This is a genomic window from Cryptosporangium japonicum (genome assembly GCF_039524755.1).
GTDB classification, from domain to species: Bacteria; Actinomycetota; Actinomycetes; order Mycobacteriales; family Cryptosporangiaceae; genus Cryptosporangium; species Cryptosporangium japonicum.
In genome coordinates this window covers 25914-50942 of the sequence record NZ_BAAAGX010000028.1, presented here as the reverse complement: position 1 = coordinate 50942, position 25029 = coordinate 25914, and the positions used below count along the sequence as shown (strand labels likewise).

Genomic DNA, 25029 nt, shown 5'->3' with positions numbered 1-25029 from the left:
TCGGCGCGGGTCAGGCCCACGCCGGTGTGGTGCGAGCAGAACCGCGCGATCCGCTCCGGCCAGCCCAGGGAACGCAGCAGCTGGTGCCCCTCGACGCCGTGCCGGAGGTAGGGCGCGCCGCCGAGGCGGTACACGCCGACGTCGTGGACGAGCGCGCCGACACGCACCAGCCCGGCGTCGACCGACGGGGGCCGGAGCTCCTCGGCGATCGCGGCGACGATCCGGCAGTGGGTGTGGACCAGCGCGAACTCGGCCTCCGTCGGCGCGTGGTCGCGGTGCAGCGCCTCGATCTCGTCGTCGGTCGGGAGCTCGTTCATTCCGGCCGGTCGGCCCCGCCCGGCCGCGGCTCGACGTAGTCCCGGCCGCGGACGAGGCGCACCGGGGTGTACACCAGTACCTCCTCGTCGCGCTGGTTGCGCACGCTGACCTCGGTGCGCACGACACCGCGGCCCGGTTTGCTCGACGGGCGCGCCTCGAGCGTGGTGACCACCGCGTACAGCGTGTCACCGACGAACGTGGGCCCCTTGACCGTGAGCTCCATGCCGAGGAACGCCAGCCCGGTGCCGGTGATCGAGCCCGAGATCATCACCAGGCCCTCGGCGATGCTGTAGACGAGCCCGCCGGGCACGAGCCGGCCGGTGTAGCCGGCGCTCCGCGCGTGCTCGGCGTCGTAGAACAGCGGCTCGACGAAGCCCGACCAGGTCACGAACTGCACCAGGTCGGCCTCGGTGACCGTGCGCCGGTTCGTCCGGAACACCAGGTCGACCTGTTCCTCCCAGGTGAGGCCGGGGTGGAGGAGGCGCGGTTCGGTCATCGGCACGGCCTGCTTCCTGCCGGGGCGTGGACCGTCAACCTACTGGGTCCCGCCCTCCACCGCCGCGATCGCGGCCAGGACCGCGGGTACGTCGACGACCGCCGGGGTCTTGTGCCGGTGCGGGCTGGCCACGCACCGCTCCGCGAGTTCGCGCCGCTCGTCGTCGGACGCGTCGGGCAGTCCCAGCCCGGCCAGCGTCACCGGTAACCCCACCTCCGCCAGGAACCCGGTGAGCTCCGGCCGCTCACCGCCCTCCAGCGCGAGCTGCACGAGCAGCCCGTACCCGACGTGCTCCCCGTGCAGCGCGTCCCGGGTGCCGCGCACGGCCTGCAGCCCCCGCACGAACGAGTGCGCGATCGACAGCCCGCCGTTCTCGAACGCCAGCCCGGACAGCAGGATCGTCGCCTCGACCATGTCCTCGAACGCGGCGTCGGGTTCGCCGCGCCGGGCGGCGGCCAGCCCCGCGACCGCGGAGATCCGCAGGTTCTCGTAACAGGCGTCGGCGATCGCGGCCGCCACCCGCAGCCCCCGCGTGCCGTGCTGGTTCGTTCCCCCGACGGCCAGGCACGAGCGCGCCTCGAACTTCTTCGCGACCGCGTCGCCGATGCCGGCCGCCAGCAGCCGCACCGGGGCGCGGGCGATCACCGCGGTGTCGACGAGCACGAGCTCGGGGTTGCGTCCGGTCTGGATGACCTCGACCATCCGGTGCTCGTCGTCGTAGACCGCCACCGCCATCGCGGCTGGGCTGTCGTTCGACGCCACGGTCGGCACCGTCACCAGCGGGTCACCGCGCCGCCAGGCCACCGCCCGCGCGAGGTCCACGGCCTTCCCGCCGCCGACGCCGACGATCACGGCCGGACCGGCGGTGACCCGGGCGAGCGTCGCCTCGATCGCCGCGTGCGTCACCTCCAGGTCGACCTCCAGGTACTGGTCGCCGGGGAGCCGGGGGGCCAGGAACGCCGAGACCCCGGCGTCCACGATCAGCACGGCCCGCGGACCGAGGTCGGCCACCAGCGGACCCAGCCGGTCGAGCGCGCCGGGCCCCTGCACGTAGCGGTGCGGCGCACCGAAGATCCGCAGCGTGGATTCACCCATGGGGCTGGACTCTAATCTGCTCACAGGATCTGTTGCTATCACTCAGCGAATCGTGTTCCATTCAGTGAGCGTGAACCCGACTGGGGAGGTTACGTGGAGTTAGACCAGGCGGTGCTCGATCGCGTCCGCGAGCGGGCCCACTTCATCCGCACCGAGACGGTGCGTCTGATCTCGATCGCCAAGACCGGGCACTACTCGTCCACGTTCTCCTGCGCGGAGATCCTCGCGGCGCTCTACTACGACACGCTGCGCCTGGTGCCGGGTGAACCCCGCCACCCCGACCGCGACCGGTTCCTGATGGGCAAGGGGCACGCGGCCGTCGGCGTCTACCCGGTGCTGGCCGACCTCGGGTACCTCGACCGCGAGGTGCTCGACGGGTACACGCGCCTGGGCAACCCGCTCGGTGACCACCCCGACATGACGAAGGTGCCCGGCATCGACTTCAGCTCGGGCTCGCTCGGGCACAACCTGTCGGTCGGGCTGGGCATGGCGCTCGGGGCCCGGCAGACCGGCCGGAACTTCCTCACCTGGGTGCTGCTCGGCGACGGTGAGCAGCACGAGGGCCAGATCTGGGAGGCCGCGGGCGTCGCCGGCCACTACGGGGTCTCCGGGCTGGTCGCGGTCGTCGACCGCAACGGCTACAGCCTCGACGGCAAGGTCGACGACGTCGTCACGGTCGAACCGCTGGCCGACCGCTGGCGCGCGTTCGGCTGGGACGTGCACGAGATCGACGGCCACGACGTCGCCGCGGTCGTGTCGACGTTCCGGCGGCTGCGCGACGACACCGGGCGCACCCGGCCCGCCGTGGTCATCGCGCACACGGTCAAGGGCAAGGGCGTCGGGTTCATGGAGCGCGACTTCGGGTGGCACCTGGGGTGGCTCGCGCCCGAGGACGAGGCGGCGGTCTACGCCGAACTGGAGGAGACCCGATGAGTATCGCCGAGCGGCTGGTGCCCCGCGGCCCCGACGGCACGCCGATGACCAGCGGAAGCTGGCACATCCCCAGCATGCTGACCAGCTCCAACGGTCTGCTGCGCCTGGGCCGCGACCTCGGTGCGCTCGCCGCTGACCAGCCGGTCGTCGTGCTCACCCCCGACCTCGCGTTCTCCAACGGGCTGTGGGCGTTCCGCGAGCAGCACCCCGACCGGTTCCTGCAGATGGGCATCAGCGAGCAGAACATGGTGTCGGTCGCGGCCGGCCTGGCCACCACCGGCGTCCGGCCGTACGTCGCCGCGTTCTCGTCGTTCCTGGCCCTGCTGTGCTGCGAGCAGATCCGCACCGACCTGGCCTACACCGAGCTGCCGGTGCGCCTGATCGGGCACCACGCCGGCATCACGTTCGGCTTCTACGGCACGTCGCACCACGCCACCGAGGACATCGCGATCATGCGCTCGATCGCGAACATGACCGTCGTCGCCCCGGCCGACCCGGTGCAGATGGGCCTGGCGCTGCGGGCCTACGCCGACCATCCGCTGCCGGTCTACTTCCGGATGGGGCGTGGGCGCGAGCCGCAGGTGTACGCCGAGGACGCGGCGTTCGAGCCGGGGAAGGCGATCGTGCACTCCACCGGCTCGGACCTGACGTTGATCAGCGGCGGCACGACGCTGCACGCGACGCTGGCCGCGGCCGAGCTGCTGCGCGCGGCGGGCACCGACGTGGGCGTCGTCGACCTGCACACGGTCAAGCCGATCGACCGCGACGCGATCCTCGCCGCCGCCGGCGGCTCGCGGCTGGTGATGACCGTGGAGGAGCACAACGTGCTCGGCGGGCTCGGTGGCGCGGTGGCCGAGGTGCTCACCGAGGAGGGTGTCGGCGTGCCGCTGCACCGGCACGGCATCCGTGACGAATACTCACTCATCGGCCCGCCGACGCACCTGTACCAGCACTACCGGCTGGACGCGCCGGGGATCGCGTTGGAGGCCCAGGAGTGGATCGCCCGTCGGAGCGCCCGGTGACGCGCCCCGTCGCCGTCGTCACCGGTGGTGCCCGCGGGCTGGGGGAGGCGATCGCGGTCCGGCTCGCCGCCGACGGCTACGACGTGGTGATCGCCGACGTGCTGGCCGACCTGGCCGAGGAGACCGCCGGCCGAATCGAGCGCGCCCGCGGCGTCGCGATCGACGTGCGCGACGACGCGAGCGTGGCCGCCGCCGTCGAGCGGGTGGTCGACGAACTCGGCCGGATCGACGTGCTGGTGAACAACGCCGGCGTGGTGGTCCGCTCGGCGTCGGAGGACATCGACACCGAGGCCTGGATCCGCGAGCTCGACGTCAACATGGGCGGCACGATGCGCTGCTCCCGGGCGGCCTACCCGCACCTGCGGGAGAGCCCGAACCCGTCGATCGTGAACCTGGCCTCGGTCGGCTCGTCGCTGGGGTTGAACCTGCGGCTGGGCTACACCGCGACCAAGACCGGCATCGTCGGCATGACCAGGGAGCTGGCCGCGGAGTGGGGGCGGCGGGGCATCCGGGTCAACGCGGTCGCGCCGGGCTACATGGACACCACGATGACCCGCACCGGGCTCGCCGCCGGGGTGCTCGACGAGCAGCTGCTGCTCCAGCACACGCCGCTCGGCCGCCTGGGCCGGGCGACGGAAGTGGCGGCCGCGGTGTCGTTCCTGGTCTCACCGGACGCGTCGTTCGTCACCGGCGTCGTGCTGCCGGTCGACGGCGGGTTCGTCATCGACGGGACCTTCCACCGATTGGACGACTGAGCCTATCCAGTGGACGGTAGTCCACTGATTGACAGCGAAGGGTGCACCGCCCGACAATCCGGCATGCCCAAGAACACCGCGCCTGCGGAAGGCGTCAGCGTCCTCGGCAAGGTCTCCGCGTTGCTGGAGGTGCTCGCCGCCCGTGAGCGGGCCACCGCCGCGGAGCTGGCCGACCTCCTCGACGAGCCGCGCAGCAGCGTGCACCGCATGCTGCGGCAGCTCCACGAGCTCGGCTGGGTCGAACCGGCCGGCGCCCGCGGGCAGTGGAGCATCGGCCTGCACCTGTTCCGGCTCGGCTCCAGCGCCGTGCAGCGCATGGACGTGCGCCGGGCCGCCTGGCCGCACATGGAGGAGCTCGCCGAGGCCACCGGCGAGACCGTCTTCCTGATCGTGCCGCGCGGCCTGCGCGCGGTGTGCATCGAACGCATCGAGGGGCGCCAGGTGCAGAGCATCGCGCTGGTGCTCGGCGGGTCGATGCCGCTGCACGCCGGCGCCGGCCCGATGTCGGTGCTGGCCTGGTCGGACGAGGAGCTGCACCGGGAGTGGCTGGTGCACGCGGCGGAGAACGGCCTGGAGCCGTTCAACCTGCCCGCGCCGCCCGGGGTGAAGGACGTCGAGGACGAGCTGCGCCGCATCCGGGAGCGCGGCTACTCGATCTCCGACCGCAACATCACGCCGGGCATCGCGGCCATCGGTGCGCCGGTCTTCGACTACCGCCGCCGCCTGATCGGCGCGCTCTCGGTCAGCGGCATCGCCGAGTCGGTGCTCAACCCGGAGCTGACGCTGCCCGAGCGCGTGATGGAGGCGGCCCGGCGCACGTCGTTCGACCTCGGCTACCGGGAGACCGGCTGGCCAGTGCCCAAGCACGGTCGATCCAATGGAATCTCCGCCGTTTGATTGACTCCTAAGTCTCATCCTGCTGTCATATGTCCATCCACTCGGAATAAGACAGTGGGTACACCAGGAGGTCCCGTTGGCAACGACGCTTACTAGACGCCTACTGGCCGGCGCGAGCGCCGTCTTACTCGCCACGTCGCTGGCCGCGTGCAACCGCGCGAACGGCAGCGGCGGTGGGGACGACGAGTTCACCGTCGGTGTGGTCGCACTGGACGCCACGCAGATCACGGCCAACCGTGAGCGCAAGGCCGCCCAGGACGCGATGAAGAAGCTCGGGTGGAAGACCGTCGAGGTCAACAGCAACGGCAACCCGGCCGAGGCCATCACCGCGATCCAGAACCTGGTTCAGCGCAAGGTGGACGCGATCGTCGTCCAGACCTACACGCCCGACCAGCTCACCGCCGGTCTGGCGGCCGCGAAGGCCGCCGACATCCCGGTCTTCTCCAGCTCCGGCGGCGAGGCCGGCGGCACGATGGCCGGCGCGGTCGAACTGGTCAACGCGGCCGCGGTCAACGACCCGCTGATCGAGAAGCTCAAGAGCATGCCGAAGGTCGAGCTGCTCGAGCTGCGGTACACGCCCGGCGCACCCTGCCGCGCCCGCGCCGACGACCTCGACGCGAAGCTGAAGGATCTGCCGCAGGTGAACGTCACCCGCCAGGAGGTCAAGATCCCGGGCGGCCAGCAGTCCGCCCAGCAGGCGACGTCCGGCTGGCTGCAGAAGTACAAGGACACCCCCGGCACCAACCTGGTGATCTGGCCCTGCTTCTCCGAGGCCGCGCTCGGTGCCGTCGCCGCCGAGCAGCAGCTCAAGCGCGGGCCCTACGAGCTCTACACCTGGGACGTCTCCAAGCCAGCCGTCGAGGCGCTGAAGGCCGGGACGATGAGCGCCGTCCTCTGGATCCAGGTCGAGGAAGCGGGCCAGCAGCTGGCGGACCTGATCCAGGAGTACCGCGACGGCAAGGACGGCTGGAAGACCAAGACCGTCCCCGCGCCCTCGGTCCTGCTGACGCCGGACAACATCGACAAGTACCTGTCCGAGACGCCCGACCTCGGCGCCTGAGGGGAGCCGAACCCGTGACGACGACGTCCGGCACTGCCACGTTCACCGCGACCGGCGTGGTGATGGACTACGGGGCCACCCGCGCGCTGGCCGGGGTGGACCTGCGCCTCGAACGCGGCCAGGTGCACGGGCTGCTCGGCGCCAACGGGGCGGGCAAGTCGACGCTGATCAAGATCGTCGCCGGCCTCACCACCCCGACCGGCGGCCGGATCGAGCTGGACGGCGAACCGTACGCGCCGCGCAGCCCCCGGGACGCGATGCGGGCCGGGATCCGCGTCGCCCACCAGGAGCTGGCCGTCGTCCCGGCGCTGTCGGTCCGGCAGAACCTCGCGCTCGGCGAGCGGTTCCGGCCGGGCGCGTCGGAGAAGGCCTACCGGGAGCTGTTCGACGAGTGGGAGATCGACGTCCCGCTCTCGGCGGAGATGCGGTCGCTGGCCCCGGCGCTGCAGACCGCGGTGTCGCTGGCCCGGTCGCTGGCCGGCGACGCCCGGCTGGTGCTCCTGGACGAGCCGACCGCCTCGCTCGGGCCGCACGAGGTGGCCGGGCTGTTCCGGATCGTGCGGCGCCGGGCGGCGGAGGGGGCCGCCGTGGTGTTCGTCAGCCACCGGCTGGGTGAGGTCAGCGAGCTCTGCACCGACGCCACGGTCCTGCGCAACGGTGTCGTGGTGAGCTCGGGCCCCACCGAGGGCCTGGACGAGCACCAGTTGGCCCAGCTCATCGCGCCCAGCGTCCCGAACGACGCGAAACCCGCTGACGACGCCGCCCGGCCACCGGCGGGAACGGGCGGCCCGGTGGCCGGGGGCCGGACCGCCGCCCGGCTCGAGGTGCGCGGGCTGCGGCTGCAGACCGCGGTGGCCGGCGTCGAGCTGCGGATCGCGCCGGGAGAGGTCGTCGGGCTGGCCGGGTTGGTCGGCGCCGGGCGCACCGAGGTCGTCGAGGCGCTGATGGGGCTGCGCCGGATCGTCGGCGGCACGGTCACGCTCGACGGTGCGCCGTACCGTCCGCGCAACGCCGCCGACGCGGTGCGCCGCGGCGTCGCGCTGGTGCCGGAGGAGCGCGCCGCGCACGCTCTGTTCCCGGCCCGCGACATCGTCTTCAACGCCTCGTCCTCGCGGTTCCGGCGCCTGGGCCGCGGCCCGGGCGGCTGGCTCTCCGCGCCGCGCGCGTACGAGCGCGTGGCCGCCGAGGTCACCGGCGACCTGAAGCTCAAAGCCGCCTCGCTCAAGGACCCGATCACGTCCCTGAGCGGCGGCAACCAGCAGAAGGTCGTGCTGGCCCGCGTCCTCACCGACGGCCTGCGCCTGCTCCTGCTCGACGAGCCCACCCGCGGCGTGGACGTCGGCGCCCGCCGGGACTTCCAGGCTCTCGTGCGTCGCGTCGCCGACCGCGGTGTCGGCGTCCTCTACATCTCCTCCGAGCTGGCCGAGCTCGCGTTCTGCGACCGGATCCAGGTCATCGTCGAAGGCCGCACGACGGTGTCGGCCCCGGTGGGCCCGGATTTCGACGAGGACGAGCTCACCCGCCTCTGCTTCCTCCGACACGTTCCGGGAGACAGGTCATGACCACCAACACCCTTCCGGAGACCGTGGACTCCAGCACGCACGCGGTCTCCACGCGGCGCGGAGTCCGGCTGGTCGGCTTCTTCGGCAAGTACGGCACGCTCGTCGTGCTCGGCGCGATGATCGTCGTCTACACCGCGTTGCTGGGAACCGACTTCTTCGCGGTGGACAACCTGCGCAACGTGCTGGTCCAGTCGGCGATCGGCGTGGTGATCGCGCTCGGCCTCACCGTGGTGCTGATGGTCGGCGAGTTCGACCTCAGCGTCGGGTACGTGGCCAGCCTCGCCGGCGTGCTGACGGCCGCGCTCTACTCCGGCAGCGGCGCCAACAAGGTGCTGATGGTGCTGGTGGTGCTGGGCGTCGGTGCCCTGGTCGGGCTGATCAACGGTCTCGTCGTCACCAAACTGGGTGTCAATGCGCTGGTCGGCACGCTCGGCGTCGGTAGCCTCGTGGTCGGCGTCAACTACATCGTCACCGAGGGCACCCCGCAGAGCCTGGACGAGTCCGGGCAGGGGCTGCTGCAGCTCTACCTCGGTTCGCTCGGGCCGGTCCCGTGGGCCGTGGTGCTGCTGGCCGCGGTCGCGGCGGTGCTCTGGTTGCTGCTGAACCGGACGACGTTCGGGCTGGAGGTGCAGGCCGTGGGCGGCAACCGGACCGCGGCCGAGCTGAGCGGGATCCGGGTGCACCGGGTGGTGATCATGGCGTTCGTCATCGGCGGCACGCTGGCGGCCCTGGGCGGGCTGCTGATCACCGCGAACGTCGGCAGCGGCCAGAGCGGCGGCGGCGACGGCTTCCTGCTGACGTCGTTCGCGGCCGCGTTCCTGGGCTCGGCGGCCCTGCGCAACGGCGAGTTCCACGTCGTCGGCACGCTGATCGGTGTCCTCACGGTCGCGATCGGCACCAACGGCATGGCGATCTACGGGGTCACCGCGTCCGCGTCGTACATCTTCCAGGGCGCGCTGCTGATCGGCGCCGTGGGCATGAGCACCGCGGCCCGGCGGATGATCGCCGGGCGGAGGGTGGGGCACTGATGCTCGTCGTCGGCATCGACAAGGGCACCTCGGTCACCAAGACCGCGGTGTTCGACGAGAACGGCACGCAGGTCGTGAGCGCGAGCCGCCGGGTGCGTCAGTTCCACGACGGGCCCGGGTGGCACGAGGAGGACCCCGAGGACACCTGGGCCCGCACCGCCGAGACGGTGGCCGAGTGCATGGCGGCGCTGGGGCCACGCGCCGCGGACGTCGTCGGCGTCGGGGTCACCGGCCACATGGGCGGCGCCTGGTTCGTCGACGCGGCCGGCCGGTCGGTGCGCCGCGCGATCGCCTGGCCGGACACCCGGGCCAACGACGTCGTCGCCCGGCTGGAGAACGGCCCCGACCTCGACGAGTTCCTCCGCATCACCGAGAACGGCGCGCTGCCGGGCATGACCGTGCCCCTGCTCGCGCACCTCGGGCCCGACCTCGTCGACGAGGTCCACGTCGTGCTCAACGCCAAGGACTTCGTCGGGCTGCGGCTGACCGGGCGGATGGCGTCGGAGCCGTCCGACGCGGCGTTCGTGCCCTCCGACATCGACCGGGGCACGTACTCCGCGCGGGTGCTGGAGATCCTCGGTGCGCGCGCGTGGAGCGGCAAGTTCCCGGAGCTGATCCCGAGCGGCGCCGTGCTCGGCGAGGTCACCCCGGACGCGGCCGGGCTCACCGGTCTGCCGGTCGGCACCCCCGTCGTCGCCGGGCTCGGTGACGCGCCCGCCGCGATGGTCGGCTGCGGCGCGGTGACGCCGGGCTCCGCGGTCTCGATCCTGGGCACCAGCTGGCTGAGCGCCAACGTCGTCCCCGACCCGCACGGTGGGGCGCGCGGTATCGGCTGGATGTACCCGATGCCCAACGGGGCGTTCGCGCACTTCGTCGCCCAGCAGGCCGGGTCGAGCACGTTCGACTGGTGGCTGCGCCACCTCGCGCCCGACGTCTCCGGCACCCGCGACTTCGCCGCGCTGGAGGCCGAGGTGCTGGCCGTGCCGGAGGCGGCGACCGCCCTCACGTTCCTGCCGTACTTCTCCGCGGCCGGCACCCAGGCCCCGTTCAAGGCACCGAATCTGCGCGGCACGCTGCTCGGCCTCGAGGACGCGACGAGCCGGGCCGACGTCTTCCGCGCGGTCTACGAGGGCCTCGCCTACTCGATGGCCGACTGCTACTCCGCGTTCGGGCGCACCGCCGAGACGATCCGCCTCACCGGCGGGGGCGCGGCCAGCGCGATCTGGCCCGGCGTGCTCAGCAACATCATGGGCGTCCCGGTCGAGCTGCTCGCCGCCGACGAGGGCGCCGCGCTGGGCGTCGCCGTGCTGGCCGGCGTCGCGGCCGGGGTCTGGCCCACGCTGGAGGCGGCCGAGAAGTCGGTCGTCCGGGTGGTGCGGCGGATCGAACCCGACGCCGAGCTCCACCGGGCCCACCAGCACCAGTTCGCCCGCTTCACGACCGCGCAGCGGATGACGCGCGCGTTCTACGACGACCCCCGGGGGACCGCATGACGTTCATCCGCACCGTGCTCGGCGACGTCGACCCGGCCACGCTGGGGCCGACCCTGATCCACGAGCACCTGCTGACGTCCCCGCCGCCGTACGCCACGCAGGACGACGACGACCTGGAGTTCGGCACGCACGACGGGGCCGCCGCCGAGCTGCGCGCCTACGCGGACGGCGGTGGCGGCGCGATCTGCGAGCTCACCACCGTCGACTACGGCCGCGACGTCGCCGCCTCGGTGCACGCGTCGCAGCAGTCGGGTGTGCACGTCGTCCAGGCGACCGGCCTGCAGAAAGGCATCTACTACCCGGCCGGCACCAACCGCCGGGAGATCGACGACCTGGCCGATCAGTTCGTCGCCGACCTCGAGAAGGGCATCGACGGCACCGCGGCCAGGGCCGGGCTGATCAAGGTCGGCACGTGCTCGCTCGAGCGCATCTGGGACGTCGAGGCGAGGGTGATCCGGGCCGCGGCGCGGGCCGCGATCCGCACCGGGGCGCCCGTGCTCACCCACACCCAGGCCGGCCACCTCGGCCACCAGCAGCTCGACCTGCTGCTCGGCGAGGGGCTGCCCCCGGACCAGGTCTGCCTCGGCCACCTCGACCGCAACATCGGCTGGGACTACCTCCGGGAGCTTTCCGCGCGCGGCGCCTGGATCGGCCTCGACCAGTGGACCAAGGACAAGTACGGGTCCGACGCGGCGCGCGCGGCGATGGTGCACCGGCTGGTCGACGCCGGCCACACCCGGATCACGGTCTCCGGCGACCTCGGCCGGGGCCGCTACCAGCCCGCCTACGGGGGTTCGCCGGGGTTCGCCGGGTGTTCCGCGGCGATCCGGGCCGCGCTCGCCGACGACCGGGTGAGCGACCTGGTGCTGCGGGAGAACCCGGCCCGGCTGCTGGCGTTCCGCGAGGCCGCCCGGTGATCGGCGCGGTGCTGTTCGATCTCGACGGAACCCTGCTCGACTCGCGCGGCGCCGTCCTGGCCGCGTACCGCCTGGCCGCGGCCGAGTACCCGGGTGGGGTGGAGCGGCTGGACCGCGTTCCGGTCGGCGAGCTGCTCGCGATGCGGGTGGCCGAGTGCTGCGAACGCATCGCCGGCCCGGAGCGCGCCGCCGAGTGCGCCGAGACGTACGACCGGTACTACCGCACCCGCACCCGGGACGAGGTACGTCTCTATCCGGGGGTCGTCGCCGTGCTCGCTGACCTTCGTGCGCAGGGCATCCGGCTCGGCGTCGTCACCAACAAAGGCGCGAGCCGGACGCCGGCCGACATCGCTCCACTCGACGGACGCGGCCACGGCGGGGCGCTGTTCGATGTGGTGATCACCGCGGCCGACTCGGTCGAGCGCAAGCCGTCGCCGCGGCCGATCGAGATCGCGCTCGAGCGCACCGGCTGGAAACCGGCCGAGGCGGTGTACGTCGGCGACGGTCCGCACGACGCCGAGGCCGCGTTCGGCGCCGGGTGCGCGTTCGTCGGCGCCGGCTGGGGTTACTACGGAACCGCCGCGCTGCGCGCCGCGGGCGCTACCGTGATCTGCGACGAGGTCAGTGCGTTGCCGGCCGCGATCGGTGGAGCGTGAACGATGCCGGTGACCAGCTGGGAAGCGTTGAGCCCGACGCGGTTTCTGGACCGGTCGGCGGCGGTGTTCGCGGGCCGCACCGCGGTGGTCGACGGGAACGTCGAGCTGACCTACGCGCAGCTGCGGCAGCGGGTCGACGCGCTGACCGGGGTGCTCGCCGCGCGCGGGATCGGGCCCGGTGACCGGGTCGCGGCGCTCTGCGCGAACTCGTCCGTGATGATCGAGCTGCACCACGCGGTGCCGTTACGGTCCGCGGTGCTGGTCGCGTTGAACACCCGGCTCGCGGCCGACGAGCTGGCGTACATCCTCGCGCATTCGGGGGCGTCGCTGCTGGTCGCGACGCGTGAGTTCGCCGCGGTGGCCGACTCGCTGGGCGCGCGGCTGGGCGTCGCGGTGATCCACGAGGACGACCTGTCGTACACGGCCGACCCGGCCCGCCTGGAGACCGACGACGAGCGGTCGCTGCTCGCGATCAACTACACCAGCGGCACGACCGGGCGTCCCAAGGGCGTGATGTACCACCACCGCGGCGCCTACCTGCAGTCGCTCGCGATGGCGTTCCACACCGGACTCGGACCCCGGTCGACGTACCTGTGGACGCTGCCGATGTTCCACTGCAACGGCTGGTGCTTCCCGTGGGCGGTGACCGCGGCCGGGGCCACCCACCTGGCGCTGCGCAAACCCGACCCGGCCGCGATCTGGTCGGCGCTCTCCCGGGCCACCCACTTCAGCGCGGCGCCGACCGTGCTCACGATGATCGCGGAGCACGCGTCGGCCGCGCCGCTGGCCCGCCCGGTGGCGGCGACCACCGGAGGTGCCCCGCCCTCACCGGCGCTGCTGGCCCGGGCGCGCCGGCTCAACATCGACGTGACCCACCTCTACGGGCTGACCGAGACGTTCGGCCCGGTGGTGATCAACGTCTGGCAGCCGGAGTGGGACGCGCTGGACGAGGACGCGCGCGCCCGGCGGGTCGCCCGGCAGGGCGTGCCGAACGTGATCGCGTCGCCGGTGCGCGTGGTCGACGCGTCGGGGCAGGACCTGCCCGCGGACGGCCGGACGATCGGGGAGCTGGTCGTCCGGGGCAACGACGTGATGCTCGGCTACTACCGCGACGAGGAGGCGACCGAACGGGCCTCCTACGACGGCTGGTTCCGTACCGGTGACCTCGCGGTGATGCACCCCGACGGGTACGTCGAGATCCGCGACCGGCTCAAGGACGTCATCATCTCCGGCGGAGAGAACATCGCGTCGGTCGAGGTCGAGCGGGTGCTGGACGAGCACCCGGCGGTGGTGGAGAGCGCGGTCGTCGGTGCGCCGCACGAGAAGTGGGGCGAGGTGCCGGTCGCGTTCGTCACCACCCGGTCCCCGGTCACCGAGGACGAGCTGCGACGTTTCGCACGGGAGCGGCTCGCGGGGTTCAAGGTGCCCAAGCGGATAGTGTTCAGCGACCTACCGCGCACGTCGACCGGCAAGATCCGGAAGAACGTCCTGCGCGTCACCGCCCAGGAGGATTCGTGAGCTCGGTGCTCGACCGCTTCTCGCTCGCCGGCAAGGTAGCTGTCGTCACCGGGGCGAGTTCCGGGCTCGGGGCGGGGTTCGCGGTGGCGCTGGCCTCGGCCGGCGCCGACGTCGTGCTGGCCGCTCGCCGCGCCGACCGGCTCGACGCGGTGGCCGACGCCGTGCGCGCGCTCGGACGGCAGGTCGTCACCGTGACGGCCGACGTCACCGACCCGGACGCGTGCACCGAGGTGGCCCGGGTGGCGGTGGAGCAGCTCGGCCACCTCGACGTGCTGGTGAACAACGCCGGGCTCGGCACCGCGGTGCCCGCGCTCCGGGAGACGCCCGACCAGTTCCGCTCGGTCGTCGACGTGAACCTGCACGGCGCCTACTGGATGGCGCAGGCCGCCGCGCGGGTGATGCCCCGCGGCTCGAGCATCGTCAACATCGCCAGCGTGCTCGCGCTGATCGCGTCGTACACCCCGCAGGCCGCCTACGCCGCGAGCAAGGCAGGGCTGATCGGCCTCACCCGGGACCTCTCCCAGCAGTGGGCGGGGCGCAAGGGCATCCGGGTCAACGCGATCGCGCCGGGGTACTTCGCCAGCGAGATGACCGCCGAGGTGCCCGCGGACAAGCTCGAGGCGTTCATCAACGCGCACAGCCCGCTGGGCCGGATGGGCGAGCAGCACGAACTCGACGCCGCGGTGGTGTTCCTGGCCAGCGACGCGTCCTCGTACGTCACCGGCACGACGCTCGCGGTGGACGGCGGCATGTCAGGGCACTGACGCGCCCGGCAGGCGGGGCTCGACCGGCGTCGCGACGACGAACGAGCTGATCGTCCGGCCGTGCACCAGGAACCGGTCGAGGACGTCTTCGAGCGCCTCGATGGCCGGTACGTGCACCTTCATCAGGAAGCAGTCGTCGCCGGAGATGCGGTGGCACTCGCTGACCTCGGGGGTGCGTGCGGCCAGGTCGGCGACCTTGGGCAGCTGCCCAGGGCCGGGGCGCACGCGCACCCAGGCGGTGACCGGCAACCCGAGCGCGGCCGGGTCGATGTCGACGCGGTAGCCCCGGATGACGCCCGCCTCCTCGAGCCGGCCGAGCCGTTCCCGGACCGCCGGGGCCGACATGTTCACCTGGCGGGCGAGCTCGGCGGCGCTCGCCCGCGGATCGTCGTTCAGCGCGCGGAGCAGCGCGCGGTTGACGTCGTCCAGTAGCGACTTTCCGTCGGGAAGGCCGTTCGGCAATCGGGGTGCGCGAGAGGACATGATCCCAGCCCTTGTGCCGTCGATCGTGCATGGTGTCCGGAGGCGGTCGTTCCGACGATAGTCGCATGTCGAATCGGGTTCCTCCCCATGCGTATTTCGTCGTCAGCGCGGTGTTCCACTACCTCGGTCCGGCGTTCGCCGTGCTGCTGTTCGCCCGCGTCGACGCGCTCGGCGTCGCCTGGCTGCGGATCGCGTCGGCCGCGGTGGTCTTCGCGGTGTGGCGCCGGCCGTGGCGGGTGTGGGCGCGGCTCGAGCGGCCGGTCCGGTGGGTGTTGGCCGGGTGGGCGGCGGTGCTCGCGGTGATGAACAGCGCGTTCTACCTCGCGCTGGAGCGGTTGCCGCTGGGCACGGTGGCCGCGATCGAGTTCCTGCCGGTGATCGTGCTGGCCGCGTGGGCGTCCCGCACCCGGCGCAACGCGGTGGCGCTGGTGTGCGCCGTCGCCGGGGTGTACCTGCTGGTCGACGTCCGGCTGGGAGGCGAGCCGCTGGGCTTCGTGTTCGCGGCCGCGAACGCCGGGCTGTTCGCGGCGTACATCGTGCTCGGGCACCGGGTGGCGCGGGATCCCGCGGTGTCGGGGCTCGACGGGCTGGCGCTGTCGATGATGATCGCCGCGGTGGTGGCGGTGCCGTTCGGGATCGCCGACGCGGCGCCGGCGTTCACCGACGCGGTCGCGCTGGCGGCCGCGGTGGGGGTCGGGGTGACGTCGTCGGTGATCCCGTACGTGAGCGACCAGCTCGCGATGGCGCGGCTGCCGCGGGCGACGTACGCGCTGATGGTGTCGCTGCTGCCGGCCACCGCGACGGTGATCGGGGTCGTGGTGCTCACGCAGGTTCCGTCGGCGGCCGAGGTGGCCGGCGTGATCCTGGTGATCGTCGGGGTGGCCGTGCACCGGGAACGCGAGGCGTCATCCGAGCCCGCGCCGCCGCCCGGGGAGCGGGTCACACCGGAGCACGGGTGATCTTGGCCAGGCGCTCGGGCGTGGGCCAGCGCACGTCGTAGGCCCAGCCGAGGAGCTCGAAGATGCGGATCACCCGCGCCGAGACGTCGATCTGCCCGGGGTAGACGCCGTGCCGGGCGTTCGTCGGGTCGGCGTGGTGCAGGTTGTGCCAGCTCTCACCCATGCTCAGCAACGCCAGCGGCCAGAAGTTCGCCGACTTGTCACGCACCGTGAACGGGCGCTCGCCGATCAGGTGGCAGACCGAGTTCACCGACCAGGTGACGTGGTGCAGCAGCGTGATCCGCACCAGGCCGGCCCAGAAGAACGCGGACAGCGCGCCGGTCCACGACCACGTGATCAGGCCGCCCAGCAGCGCGGGCGCGACCAGCGTGACGACCGTCAGCGGGCCGAACAGCCGGTGCACGATCCGGATGTCCGCGTCGGCGAGCAGGTCGGGTGCGAACCGCTCCTGGTTGGTGAGCGACCGGTCGAGCACCCAGCCGAGGTGGGCGTGCCAGAACCCGCGCACCAGCGCCAGCGGCGACGTGCCGTACCGCCAGGGGGAGTGCGGGTCGCCCTCCCGGTCGGAGAACGCGTGGTGCCGCCGGTGGTCGGCGACCCAGTGCCGCACCGGCCCCTGCACGGCCAGGCTGCCGAGGACGCCGAGCGCGATCCGCAGCGGCCGTTTCGCCTTGAACGCGCCGTGGGTGAAGTACCGGTGGTACCCGACCGTGGTGCCCAGGCACGTGGCCACGTAGAACACGACGGTGAGGGCCACGTCGACCCAGCTCAGCCCCCAGCCCCAGGCCACCGGCACGGCGGCGACCAGGGCGACGAACGGCACGAGCACGAACAGGTAGACCGTGACGTGGGCCGGTATCGGACGGCGTCCACCGACGATGCTCTTGGGCACCCGTGAAACGTAAGCGCGCCGCGGCGAACAGCCGTGCTCCGCCGCGTGAAGCCGCGTGTCACACCGTGAGAACGATCTTGGCGCGGGTGTGTTCGGTCTCCATCCGGCGGACCGCGTCGGCGGCGGCGGCGAGCGGGTACGTGCGCTCCACCAGGGGGCGCAGGACGCCGGCGTCGGCCAGGTCACGGAGCACCGCGAGGCGGGCGGCGGTGGGCTCGGCCGCCAGCACGACGACCCGCTCGCCGACGAACCGCGCGAGCGCCTTCGCGCGGAGCACCAGCCCCATCGGCCCGAACAGGCTGCCGCCCTCCGACGTGCCGCCGCCGGAGAGCACCAGCGTGCCGCCGGGGGCCAGCAGCCGCCGGAGCTCGCCGAACGACCGGTTGCCGACCAGGTCGAACACCACGTCGTAGCGCCCGGTGAGCGGTTCGCGCGTGTAGTCGACGACCGTGTGCGCGCCCATCGACCGCACGGTCTCGACGTTGCGGGTGCTGCACACCGCGGTGACCCGGGCGCCGTCGGCGGCGGCCAGCTGCACCGCGAACAGCCCGACGCCGCCGGACGCGCCGTTGATCAGCACCGACTGCCCCGCCGCGACACCGGCCACCTCGCGCAGCCCCATCACGGCGGTGTTCGCGGCCAGCGGTAACGCGGCGGCCTCGGCCATCGTCAGCGTGGACGGTGCGCGTTCGACGCGCTCCCGCGGGGCGACGACGTACTCGGCGAACGCGCCGGGCGCCTCCCCGAACACCGCGTCGCCCGGCGCCAGGTCGGTGACGCCCGGCCCGACCGCGTCGACGGTTCCGGCGAAGTCGGTACCGCGGATGCGCAGCTTCGGGCCACGCAGGCCGAGTTCGGGCGCGCCCAGCCGGGCCAGGTACGGATCGCCGCGCAGCAGGTGCCAGTCGCGGGCGTTCACCGACGCCGCCCTGGTCCGGACGAGCACGTCGCGGTCGGCGAGGGACGGCGGTTCGACGTCGGTGAACCGCAGCACCTCGGGGCCGCCGTAGGTGGTGTGGAGCACGGCTTTCACGGCGTTCTCCCTTACGTTGTAAGGCTGTCTTACAACGTAAGGCTCCCGTACGCGGTAAGGCGCGTCAAGGGGGAGAGTGGTCAGGCCGTGCGGAGGCGCTCGAGGCCGTCCAGCACCAGATCGAGCCCGAACTCGAACTCGAACTGGTCGTCGCACCAGCCCAGCGTCGAGCCGGGGTCGTCGTGGGCGACCTCGGCGAGCATGCCGACCAGGTTCGGCACCGCCGCGGCCAGCTCCGGCGGAACGTCGGCGTTGCCGCCGGCGTCCCCCGGGTCGAACAGTTCCTGGGCGAAGCCCAGCGCGCGGCTGCCCAGTGCGTGCAGCGCGTGGTGCGCCAGGTCGTAGGAGAACCCGCCGTCGTGCATCAGGCCCACGAGGCGGTCGTGGTAGCGCACCACCTCGAAGCTGACCGCGGTGCGCCCGGCGAAGACCGCTGGTGCCCAGGGGTGGCGCAGGAAGATCGAGCGCGCGGTGAGGATGCGTTCCCGCGCGGCGGCTTTCCAGGTGGGCGCGGTGATGTGCTCGACCGCCGCGTTGATCTCGCCCGCAATCACGTCGACCACGCCGTCGAGCACGTCGTCCTTGTTCTTGACGTGGTGGTAGAGCGACATCGCCTCGGCGTCGAGCGCGCGGGCCAGGCGGCGCATCGTGAGCGCCTCGACCCCGTCGGCGTCGGCGATCGCGATCGCCGCGCGGAGCACGCGGTCCCGGCTCAGCGGGGTCCGCGGCGCGCTCACCTCGGTGATCGTACAGCGTAAGTGGGGTGTGACGAGTACCCATGTTTTCCCGTCGTTGCTAGCGTTTTCCTCCATGACCCACGCGGCGATGCCCTCCGCGCTGCTCGCCGTGATCGACGCGGTGGCCGGCGCCGACGGGGACGACGAGCGCGTCCGCGAGGCCTTGGAGCGCCTCGGGTTGGAGCCCGGTGCCGCGGCCGCCGTGCGCGACCGGCTGCTCGGCGCCCGCCGCGAGCTCGGCCGGCTCCGGCGGCGCGAGCACGAGCTCACCGCGTTGTTCGCCAGCGCCCGCGAGCTGGCCGAGGTGCACGACACCGGCACGCTCCTGGACCGGCTCGTCGACCGCGCGCACACGATGATGGGCTGCGACGTCACGTACCTCTCCGAGTTCGACTCGCGCACCCGCACGCTGCGGGTACGCACCACGAAGGGCTCGGTCAGCCCGCTGTTCCAGCAGCTGGAGGTGCCACCGGGCGCGGGGCTGGCCGGTGCGGTGGTGGAGAGCCGGGCGGCGCACTGGGCCGCCGACTACACCCGCTACGCCGCCGACCGGCACGACGCCGGCGTCGACGACGCGGTCGCGGCCGAGGGGCTGGTGTCGATCCTCGGCGTGCCGATGCTCTCCGGCGACGACGTGCTCGGGGTCCTGTTCGTGGCCAACCGGCAGGAGATGGCGTTCAACCAGGAGGCGATCGCGCTGCTCTCCGCGCTCGCCGACCACGCCTCGGTGGTGCTGCAGACCGCACAGCGCATGCGTGAGCTCCAACGCTCCGACGACGAGGCGCGCAGCGCGCTGGAGCGGCTCACCGCCCACCTCGGCGAACGCGACCGCGCCAACACCGTCCACCAGGACCTGCTCCGTGCCGTGCTGGCCGGCGGCGGGTTCGGGCCGGTGGCGCGGACGCTCGGCGCGGCGCTCGGGCGGCGGGTGGTGGTGATCGACGAGCGGGACCGGCCGATCGCGGACTCCGATCCGTCCGGCGACGTCCGGCTGGGGCCGGTGACCCGGGGCGCGCTCGAGGCCGCACGCACCTCGGGGCGCTGCGTGCTCGTCGACGACGACGGGCTGTCCGCGGTGGCCTCGATGACCGCCGGGCCGCGCTACTTCGGCGCGGCGCTGCTCGGCGTCGGCACGTTCGAGCTGACCCCGGTGGACCGGCGCACGGTGGAGCGGGCCATGCAGGTGGGCGCGCTGCTCGCGCTGCAGCGCGAGGCGGTGGCCGAGGCGGAGAGCCGGATCCGGGCCGAGCTGGTCGCCGACCTGGTCGACGGCGACCCCGAGCGGCGCGCCGACGGCGAGCGGCGGGCGCGGCGGCTCGGCGTCGGCGTGGCCGACCTCGACACCGTGTTGCTGTTCACGGTGACCGGCGCCGGCCGCGGTGCGCTCGTGCGTGCGGCCCAGCAGCTGCTGCCGGGCGCGCTGGTGGGGGAGCGGCGGGGAGCGGTGATCGCGCTGGTGCCGTCGGCCACCGACGCCGACGGCGTGCGGGCACGGCTGGCCGTCGCGCTGGGGGAGCCGGTGGGGTGCGTGCGCCCGCCCGGCGTCGACTCGGTGGCGGGGCTGGCGGCCGCGGTCGCCACCGCCACCCGCACCGCCCGGCTGCTGTCCGCGCTGGGCGTCACCGGCACGACCGAGCACACCGACGACTACCTGCCCTACGCCGCGGTGCTGGACACCGACCCCCGGTCACTGCGGACGTTCCTGGACGACACGATCGGCGCCGTGCGCGCCTACGACGCCGAGCGCGGCACCGAGCTGCTGACGACGCTGCGTGCGTTCGTACGCAGCAACGCGAGCCCGACCAGGACCGCACGCGCGCTGAACTTCCACCCGAACACGATCCTGCAGCGGCTCGACCGCCTCGACCGGGTGCTCGGACCCACCTGGCGCGACGACGAGCGGCTGTTCCGGATCTCGCTCGCGGTTCGGCTGGACGAGCTCGCGGCACGGGTCGATCCGCACATCAATCCGGGCGATCAGTGGGCCGAGCACCCATAGGTGATCGGTCCGGCCGCTCCTAGCCTGGGCCGGAGCCCAGCGAGGAGGACACATCGTGGTGACCAGCCGACTGACCGGACTGCACAACTCGGACGTCAGTGGGCGGCGCGCTCGCGTCGCCGAGAGCACCGGCCTCCCGCCCGACCAGCTGGCCGTGCTCGACCCCGGCGCGGGGCTCTCGCTCGAGCAGGCCGACCACATGATCGAGAACGTCCTCGGTGTGCTGGGGGTGCCGCTCGGCGTCGGCACGAACTTCGTCGTCGACGGCGTCGACCGGCTGGTGCCGATGGCCACCGAGGAGCCGTCGGTGGTGGCCGCGGCGAGCAACGCCGCGCGGATGGCCCGGGAACACGGCGGGTTCACCACGTCGAACTCCGGGTCGGTGATGATCGCCCAGATCCAGCTCGTCGACGTGCCCGACCCGGGCGCGGCCGCGTTCCGGCTGCGTGAGGCCGCCGCGGAGATCCTGGCGCTGGCCGACGAGCAGGACCCGGTGCTGGTGTCGTTCGGCGGCGGGGCCCGGGACCTGCGTGTCCGCGAGCTGCCGACCCGCACCGGCGTCCAGGTGATCGTCCACCTGCACGTCGACGTGCGCGACGCGATGGGCGCCAACGCGGTGAACACGATGGCCGAGGCGCTCGCGCCGCGGCTGGCCGAGATCGCCGGGGGGCGCGCGATCCTGCGCATCCTGAGCAACAAGGCCGACCAGCGCCTGGTGCGGGCCCGGGCGACGTTCGACCGGGACCTGCTCGGCGGGGCCGAGGTGGTGCGCGACATCGTGCACGCGTCGGCGTTCGCGGAGGCCGATCCGTACCGGGCGGCGACCCACAACAAGGGCATCCTGAACGGCATCACGGCCGTGGTGCTCGCGACCGGCAACGACACCCGCGCGGTCGAGGCCGGGTGCCACTCGCACGCGGCGCGCGACGGGGCCTACCGGGCGCTGTCCCGGTTCGAGCAGACGCCGTCGGGCCACCTGGCCGGGACGCTCGAGGTGCCGCTCGCGGTCGGGCTGGTCGGCGGCGCGACGCGGGCCCACCCGGTGGCCAGGGCCGCGGTGCGGATCCTCGGCATCGACACCGCGATCGAGCTCGGCGCGGTGATCGCTTCGGTGGGGCTCGCGCAGAACCTCGCGGCCTGTCGTGCGCTGGCCGCCGAGGGCATCCAGCGTGGACACATGACGCTGCACGCACGCACGATCGCCGCGAGCGCCGGCGCCGCGCCGCACGAGGTGGCGCACGTCGCGAGCCGCATCGTCGCCGAGCGCCGGATCCGCGCGGAGTACGCGGCCGAGGTCCTGGCCGAACTCCGCGCCTCGACGACCCCGGCCGTGCCATGAGTTCCGGCGGCCCGGGAAAGCCCGGCGCGCTCTGGAAACCCGTGCCGCGGCCGGTGCGCGATCCCGACCTGCCGACCGCGGTGCGGGTGTACGAGGTGGGCCCGCGTGACGGGTTGCAGGCCGAGACCGACGTGGTGCCGGCCGCGACCAAAGCGGAGCTGTGCCGCCGGCTGCTGGCCGCCGGGGCCGGACGCGCCGGTCTCGAGGTCACCAGCTTCGTGCCGCCGAGCTGGATACCGCAGCTCGCCGACGCCGCCGAGGTCTCGGCCGCCGTCCTGCCCGCCGCCGGGCGCACGGTGGCACTCGTCCCGAACGCACGTGGTCTCTCCGACGCGCTGGACGCCGGCTACGACGACGTCGCGGTCGTCGTCAGCGCCACCGACTCGTTCGCCGCCGCGAACCTCAACTCGACCGCGCGCGGCTCGCTGGTGACCGCGGCGACGGTCACCGCCGAGGCCCGCAGCGCGGGCCGCAGCGTCCGCGGCTACCTCTCGATGTCGTTCGGCGACCCGTGGGAGGGCGACGTGGACGCGTCGAGGGTCGCGACCATGGCCGCCGAGCTCCACGCCGCCGGCTGCGCCACGGTCGCGCTCGGCGACACCGTCGGCCTCGGCACGCCCGGCCAGGTCGCGGACGTCGTCCGGCGCACGGTCGACGCCGGGGTGCCGGTGACCGCGCTGGCGCTGCACCTGCACGACACCTACGGCCAGGGCCTCGCGAACGTCCTCGCGGCGCTCCGCGTCGGCGTCACCGAGTTCGACGCCGCGGTCGGCGGCCTCGGCCGCTGCCCCTACGCCGCCGGCGCGACCGGCAACCTCGCCACCGAGGACCTGGTCTGGATGCTGCACGGCCTGGGCATCGACACCGGCCTCGACCTGACCGCGCTGGTGCGCACGTCGGTCTGGCTGGCCGCCGAGCGCGGGCGATCCGGTCCGTCCCGCGTCCTCGCGGCGCTGAGTTCCCAGGAGGCCCAGTCATGACCGGTGCGCTGGACGGCGTGGTCGTCCTCGACCTCTCCCGGGTGCTGGCCGGGCCCTACGCGGCCCAGATCATGGCCGACCTGGGCGCCACCGTGATCAAGATCGAGAACCCGCGGGATCCCGACGTCGCGCGCGGCTTCCCGCCGTACCTGCGTGCCGGCGACGCCGAGGTCAGCGGCTACTACGCCCAGTACAACCGGGGCAAGCTCGGGCTGGCGCTCGACCTGGCGTCCGAACCGGGCCGGGAGGTGCTGACCGACCTGATCCGCCGGGCCGACGTGCTGGTGGAGAACTTCCGCCCGGGCACCATGGACAAGCTCGGCCTCGCCTACGAGACCCTCGCCGCGGTCAACCCGCGGCTGGTCTACACCGCGATCTCCGGCTACGGCCGCACCGGCGCACGCAGCCGCCGCCCGGCGTTCGACAACACCGCGCAGGCCGCCGGTGGGCTGTGGTCGATGAACGGCTACCCGGACCAGCCGCCGGTGCGCGTCGGCGTCACGATCGGCGACCTGTCCGCGACGATGTTCGGCGTCATCGGCACGCTCGCCGCCCTCCGGCACGCCGAGCGCACCGGACAGGGCCAGCTCGTCGACGTCGCCCAGGTCGACAGCATCCTCGCGATGACCGAGACCGCGGTCGTCGACTACACCGTGGACGGCAAGGTCGCGCGCCCGGCCGGGAACAAGCACTCCTGGGTGCGGCCCTACGAGCTGTTCCCCTGCGCCGACGGCCAGGTGTTCTTCGGCGGCTACACCGACAAGCTGTGGCGGGTCTCCTGCGAGCTGTTCGGCAGCCCGGAGGTGGCCGACGACCCCGAGATCGACACCATGCGCAAGCGGTTCGACGAGGAGGTCTACGAGCGTCGCGTGAAGCCGCTCATCCTCGGCTGGTTCGCCGGCCGCACCCGCGCCGAGTTGGAGGAGCTCGCCGGTGACGTCGTTCCGCTCACCGCCGTGAAGAACATCGGCGAGGTGGTCGACGACCCGGAGACCGCGGCCCGCGGGATGGTCGTCGACGTGGCCTACGGCGCGCTCGGGACGCTGCGCATGTTCGGCCAGCCGGTGAAGCTCAGCGTCACCCCGGCCACCCCGGCGCGGCGCGCCAACGAGCTCAACGAACACGCCGACGCCGTGCTCACCGCCGTGGCCGGGTACTCCGACGAGCGGATCGCGGCACTGCGCGAGGCGGGTGTGGTGTGATCGTCCGCACCGCGGTGCTCGACCTCGCGCCCGCCGCCCGGTTCGCGGGCACGTTCGCGCCGGGCGTCCCGGTGGAGCCGGGTGCCGTGCTCCCACCGGCCTGGGAAGGGCTGTACTTTCCCTTCGACGCGTCGCTCGCCGCGCTGCGTGCCGACGGCAGCCCGGCCGACGACGGGCTGACCCCGCCGGACGCGCCGCCGCGCCGGATGTACGCGGGTGAGGACACCGAGTTCCACCACCCGCTGCGCTGGGGCGACACGGTGGAGCAGCGCTCGTCGCTGACCTCGGTCACGCGCAAGGAGGGGCGCTCGGGCTCGCTGCTGTTCGCCGACATCACCCGCGAGTACCTGGTGGACGGAGCGGTGGCCGTGCGCAGCGTCTGGCACGACGTGTTCCTGTCCGGGGGAGCCCCGCCCGTTCCGGCCACCGGGGAGACGCCGGACGGCGACTGGGCCGCCGCGCTGAGCGTCGACATCCGGCAGTTGTTCCGGTTCTCCGCGATCACGTTCAACACCCACCGCGTGCACTACGACCGCGACTGGGCGCTCGAGGTGGAGCGGCTGCCCGGCCTGCTGGTGCACGGGCCGCTGGTGCGGATCCTGCTGCTCGACGCGCTCCGCGCGGCCCGCCCGGGGCTGGCGGTCACGCACTGGTCGATCCGGTCGCACGCCCCGGTCCTGGTCGACGCCGCCCTGTGCGTCGTCGGCCGCGGCCGGGACGTGGAGCTGTACGAGGGCGGCCATCTACTGGCCCGGGGGCATTACCGATCCAGTTGACAAAAGTGAACTGAAACACCGCGCAGCCCGGTCCTCTGAGGACCGGGCAGTGGCGGTTGGTGCTGGAACCGCGGGGTACCACAGATCACACGTCGACTCTTCCGACTCGCACACG

General features: G+C 73.2%; 24 protein-coding genes and 1 pseudogene. 18 read left to right on the top strand and 7 right to left on the bottom strand.

All coding sequences use genetic code 11. From position 1 onward, the window contains the following. The 3 genes and pseudogenes from ABD437_RS31770 to ABD437_RS31760 form a co-directional block, all read right to left on the bottom strand. Positions 1-317 (bottom strand): annotated as a pseudogene (locus ABD437_RS31770) (HDIG domain-containing metalloprotein); the annotation flags it as partial. Beyond that, the gene (locus ABD437_RS31765; RefSeq protein ID WP_344652636.1) at positions 314-814 is read right to left on the bottom strand and encodes a MaoC family dehydratase; all 501 of its coding nucleotides are present in this window, start codon (positions 812-814) and stop codon (positions 314-316) included. The pseudogene ABD437_RS31770 and the gene ABD437_RS31765, both read right to left, overlap by 4 nt. A 39-nt stretch (positions 815-853) precedes the next feature. After that, a complete protein-coding gene (locus tag ABD437_RS31760; protein WP_344652635.1) occupies positions 854-1909 on the bottom strand; it encodes a glycerol dehydrogenase in 1056 nt (351 codons plus the stop codon). Between the two features lie 93 nt (positions 1910-2002). Here ABD437_RS31760 and ABD437_RS31755 point away from each other — a divergent pair, with 93 nt between their 5' ends. The 12 genes from ABD437_RS31755 (at position 2003) to ABD437_RS31700 (ending at position 14514) form a co-directional block, all read left to right on the top strand. Continuing rightward, entirely contained in the window at positions 2003-2842 is an 840-nt protein-coding gene (locus ABD437_RS31755) for a transketolase (protein ID WP_344652634.1), read from the top strand. Beyond that, positions 2839-3864: a transketolase family protein gene (locus tag ABD437_RS31750; RefSeq protein ID WP_425558294.1), complete on the top strand. Its 1026-nt coding sequence runs from the start codon at positions 2839-2841 to the stop codon at positions 3862-3864. The genes ABD437_RS31755 and ABD437_RS31750 overlap by 4 nt, the downstream gene beginning before the upstream one ends. Further along, positions 3861-4619: an SDR family NAD(P)-dependent oxidoreductase gene (locus ABD437_RS31745; RefSeq protein WP_344652633.1), complete on the top strand. Its 759-nt coding sequence runs from the start codon at positions 3861-3863 to the stop codon at positions 4617-4619. Before ABD437_RS31750 ends, ABD437_RS31745 begins: the two co-directional genes overlap by 4 nt. A 63-nt stretch (positions 4620-4682) precedes the next feature. Further along, positions 4683-5516 carry an IclR family transcriptional regulator gene (locus ABD437_RS31740; RefSeq protein ID WP_344652632.1) on the top strand — a complete coding sequence of 278 codons (834 nt, stop codon included), beginning with the start codon at positions 4683-4685 and terminating at the stop codon, positions 5514-5516. Positions 5517-5592: 76 nt separating this feature from the next. Beyond that, positions 5593-6576, top strand: a complete 984-nt coding sequence (locus ABD437_RS31735; RefSeq protein WP_344652631.1) for a sugar ABC transporter substrate-binding protein — start codon at positions 5593-5595, stop codon at positions 6574-6576. Between the two features lie 14 nt (positions 6577-6590). Further along, a complete protein-coding gene (locus ABD437_RS31730; protein WP_344652630.1) occupies positions 6591-8138 on the top strand; it encodes a sugar ABC transporter ATP-binding protein in 1548 nt (515 codons plus the stop codon). Continuing rightward, positions 8135-9166 (top strand): ABC transporter permease, encoded by a 1032-nt coding sequence (locus ABD437_RS31725; RefSeq protein ID WP_344652629.1) that lies wholly within the window; start codon positions 8135-8137, stop codon positions 9164-9166. The genes ABD437_RS31730 and ABD437_RS31725 overlap by 4 nt, the downstream gene beginning before the upstream one ends. After that, positions 9166-10659 (top strand): FGGY-family carbohydrate kinase, encoded by a 1494-nt coding sequence (locus ABD437_RS31720; RefSeq protein ID WP_344652628.1) that lies wholly within the window; start codon positions 9166-9168, stop codon positions 10657-10659. Before ABD437_RS31725 ends, ABD437_RS31720 begins: the two co-directional genes overlap by 1 nt. Further along, positions 10656-11576, top strand: a complete 921-nt coding sequence (locus tag ABD437_RS31715) for a phosphotriesterase family protein (protein WP_344652627.1) — start codon at positions 10656-10658, stop codon at positions 11574-11576. The genes ABD437_RS31720 and ABD437_RS31715 overlap by 4 nt, the downstream gene beginning before the upstream one ends. After that, complete coding sequence (locus ABD437_RS31710) at positions 11573-12232, top strand: HAD family hydrolase (protein WP_344652626.1); 660 nt, start codon at positions 11573-11575, stop codon at positions 12230-12232. Before ABD437_RS31715 ends, ABD437_RS31710 begins: the two co-directional genes overlap by 4 nt. A 3-nt stretch (positions 12233-12235) precedes the next feature. After that, positions 12236-13750 (top strand): AMP-binding protein, encoded by a 1515-nt coding sequence (locus ABD437_RS31705; protein WP_344652625.1) that lies wholly within the window; start codon positions 12236-12238, stop codon positions 13748-13750. Next, positions 13747-14514 (top strand): SDR family NAD(P)-dependent oxidoreductase, encoded by a 768-nt coding sequence (locus ABD437_RS31700; protein WP_344652624.1) that lies wholly within the window; start codon positions 13747-13749, stop codon positions 14512-14514. The genes ABD437_RS31705 and ABD437_RS31700 overlap by 4 nt, the downstream gene beginning before the upstream one ends. Here the strand turns inward: ABD437_RS31700 and ABD437_RS31695 are convergent. Beyond that, entirely contained in the window at positions 14503-14997 is a 495-nt protein-coding gene (locus ABD437_RS31695) for an Lrp/AsnC family transcriptional regulator (protein WP_344652623.1), read from the bottom strand. The genes ABD437_RS31700 and ABD437_RS31695 overlap by 12 nt on opposite strands. 29 nt (positions 14998-15026) lie before the next feature. Between ABD437_RS31695 and ABD437_RS31690 the strand changes: the two genes are divergently transcribed. Beyond that, a complete protein-coding gene (locus ABD437_RS31690; protein ID WP_425558293.1) occupies positions 15027-15956 on the top strand; it encodes an EamA family transporter in 930 nt (309 codons plus the stop codon). Here the strand turns inward: ABD437_RS31690 and ABD437_RS31685 are convergent. The 3 genes from ABD437_RS31685 to ABD437_RS31675 all read right to left on the bottom strand — a co-directional run bounded on the left by ABD437_RS31685 (position 15937) and on the right by ABD437_RS31675 (position 18618). Next, positions 15937-16848 carry an acyl-CoA desaturase gene (locus tag ABD437_RS31685; RefSeq protein ID WP_344652621.1) on the bottom strand — a complete coding sequence of 304 codons (912 nt, stop codon included), beginning with the start codon at positions 16846-16848 and terminating at the stop codon, positions 15937-15939. The two genes, ABD437_RS31690 and ABD437_RS31685, sit on opposite strands and share 20 nt — an antisense overlap. 58 nt (positions 16849-16906) lie before the next feature. Beyond that, a complete protein-coding gene (locus tag ABD437_RS31680) occupies positions 16907-17881 on the bottom strand; it encodes an NAD(P)-dependent alcohol dehydrogenase (RefSeq protein ID WP_344652620.1) in 975 nt (324 codons plus the stop codon). 80 nt (positions 17882-17961) lie between these two features. Continuing rightward, complete coding sequence (locus ABD437_RS31675; RefSeq protein WP_425558292.1) at positions 17962-18618, bottom strand: TetR/AcrR family transcriptional regulator; 657 nt, start codon at positions 18616-18618, stop codon at positions 17962-17964. A gap of 73 nt (positions 18619-18691) precedes the next feature. Between ABD437_RS31675 and ABD437_RS31670 the strand changes: the two genes are divergently transcribed. Genes ABD437_RS31670 through ABD437_RS31650 form a run of 5 tightly spaced genes read left to right on the top strand, consistent with a single transcriptional unit; the run spans position 18692 to position 24914 of the window. Then, positions 18692-20617 carry a helix-turn-helix domain-containing protein gene (locus tag ABD437_RS31670; RefSeq protein WP_344652619.1) on the top strand — a complete coding sequence of 642 codons (1926 nt, stop codon included), beginning with the start codon at positions 18692-18694 and terminating at the stop codon, positions 20615-20617. A gap of 52 nt (positions 20618-20669) precedes the next feature. Then, a complete protein-coding gene (locus tag ABD437_RS31665) occupies positions 20670-21956 on the top strand; it encodes a hydroxymethylglutaryl-CoA reductase, degradative (protein ID WP_344652913.1) in 1287 nt (428 codons plus the stop codon). Continuing rightward, on the top strand, positions 21953-22936 hold the full coding sequence (locus tag ABD437_RS31660) for a hydroxymethylglutaryl-CoA lyase (RefSeq protein WP_344652618.1): 984 nt from the start codon (positions 21953-21955) through the stop codon (positions 22934-22936). Before ABD437_RS31665 ends, ABD437_RS31660 begins: the two co-directional genes overlap by 4 nt. Then, the gene (locus ABD437_RS31655; protein WP_344652617.1) at positions 22933-24138 is read left to right on the top strand and encodes a CaiB/BaiF CoA transferase family protein; all 1206 of its coding nucleotides are present in this window, start codon (positions 22933-22935) and stop codon (positions 24136-24138) included. The genes ABD437_RS31660 and ABD437_RS31655 overlap by 4 nt, the downstream gene beginning before the upstream one ends. Further along, a complete protein-coding gene (locus ABD437_RS31650) occupies positions 24135-24914 on the top strand; it encodes an FAS1-like dehydratase domain-containing protein (RefSeq protein ID WP_344652616.1) in 780 nt (259 codons plus the stop codon). The genes ABD437_RS31655 and ABD437_RS31650 overlap by 4 nt, the downstream gene beginning before the upstream one ends. Positions 24915-25029: the final 115 nt, after the last annotated feature.

Excerpts from the sequence above, each read along its gene's own strand:
- ABD437_RS31670 (WP_344652619.1), top strand. The coding sequence starts at position 18,692 with ATGACCCACGCGGCGATGCCCTCCGCGCTGCTCGCCGTGATCGACGCG.
- ABD437_RS31655 (WP_344652617.1), top strand. The coding sequence starts at position 22,933 with ATGACCGGTGCGCTGGACGGCGTGGTCGTCCTCGACCTCTCCCGGGTG.
- ABD437_RS31725 (WP_344652629.1), top strand. The coding sequence starts at position 8,135 with ATGACCACCAACACCCTTCCGGAGACCGTGGACTCCAGCACGCACGCG.
- ABD437_RS31740 (WP_344652632.1), top strand. The coding sequence starts at position 4,683 with ATGCCCAAGAACACCGCGCCTGCGGAAGGCGTCAGCGTCCTCGGCAAG.
- ABD437_RS31760 (WP_344652635.1), bottom strand. The coding sequence starts at position 1,909 with ATGGGTGAATCCACGCTGCGGATCTTCGGTGCGCCGCACCGCTACGTG.
- ABD437_RS31765 (WP_344652636.1), bottom strand. The coding sequence starts at position 814 with ATGACCGAACCGCGCCTCCTCCACCCCGGCCTCACCTGGGAGGAACAG.
- ABD437_RS31715 (WP_344652627.1), top strand. The coding sequence starts at position 10,656 with ATGACGTTCATCCGCACCGTGCTCGGCGACGTCGACCCGGCCACGCTG.
- ABD437_RS31705 (WP_344652625.1), top strand. The coding sequence starts at position 12,236 with ATGCCGGTGACCAGCTGGGAAGCGTTGAGCCCGACGCGGTTTCTGGAC.
- ABD437_RS31660 (WP_344652618.1), top strand. The coding sequence starts at position 21,953 with ATGAGTTCCGGCGGCCCGGGAAAGCCCGGCGCGCTCTGGAAACCCGTG.
- ABD437_RS31720 (WP_344652628.1), top strand. The coding sequence starts at position 9,166 with ATGCTCGTCGTCGGCATCGACAAGGGCACCTCGGTCACCAAGACCGCG.
- ABD437_RS31695 (WP_344652623.1), bottom strand. The coding sequence starts at position 14,997 with ATGTCCTCTCGCGCACCCCGATTGCCGAACGGCCTTCCCGACGGAAAG.
- ABD437_RS31690 (WP_425558293.1), top strand. The coding sequence starts at position 15,027 with ATGGTGTCCGGAGGCGGTCGTTCCGACGATAGTCGCATGTCGAATCGG.
- ABD437_RS31750 (WP_425558294.1), top strand. The coding sequence starts at position 2,839 with ATGAGTATCGCCGAGCGGCTGGTGCCCCGCGGCCCCGACGGCACGCCG.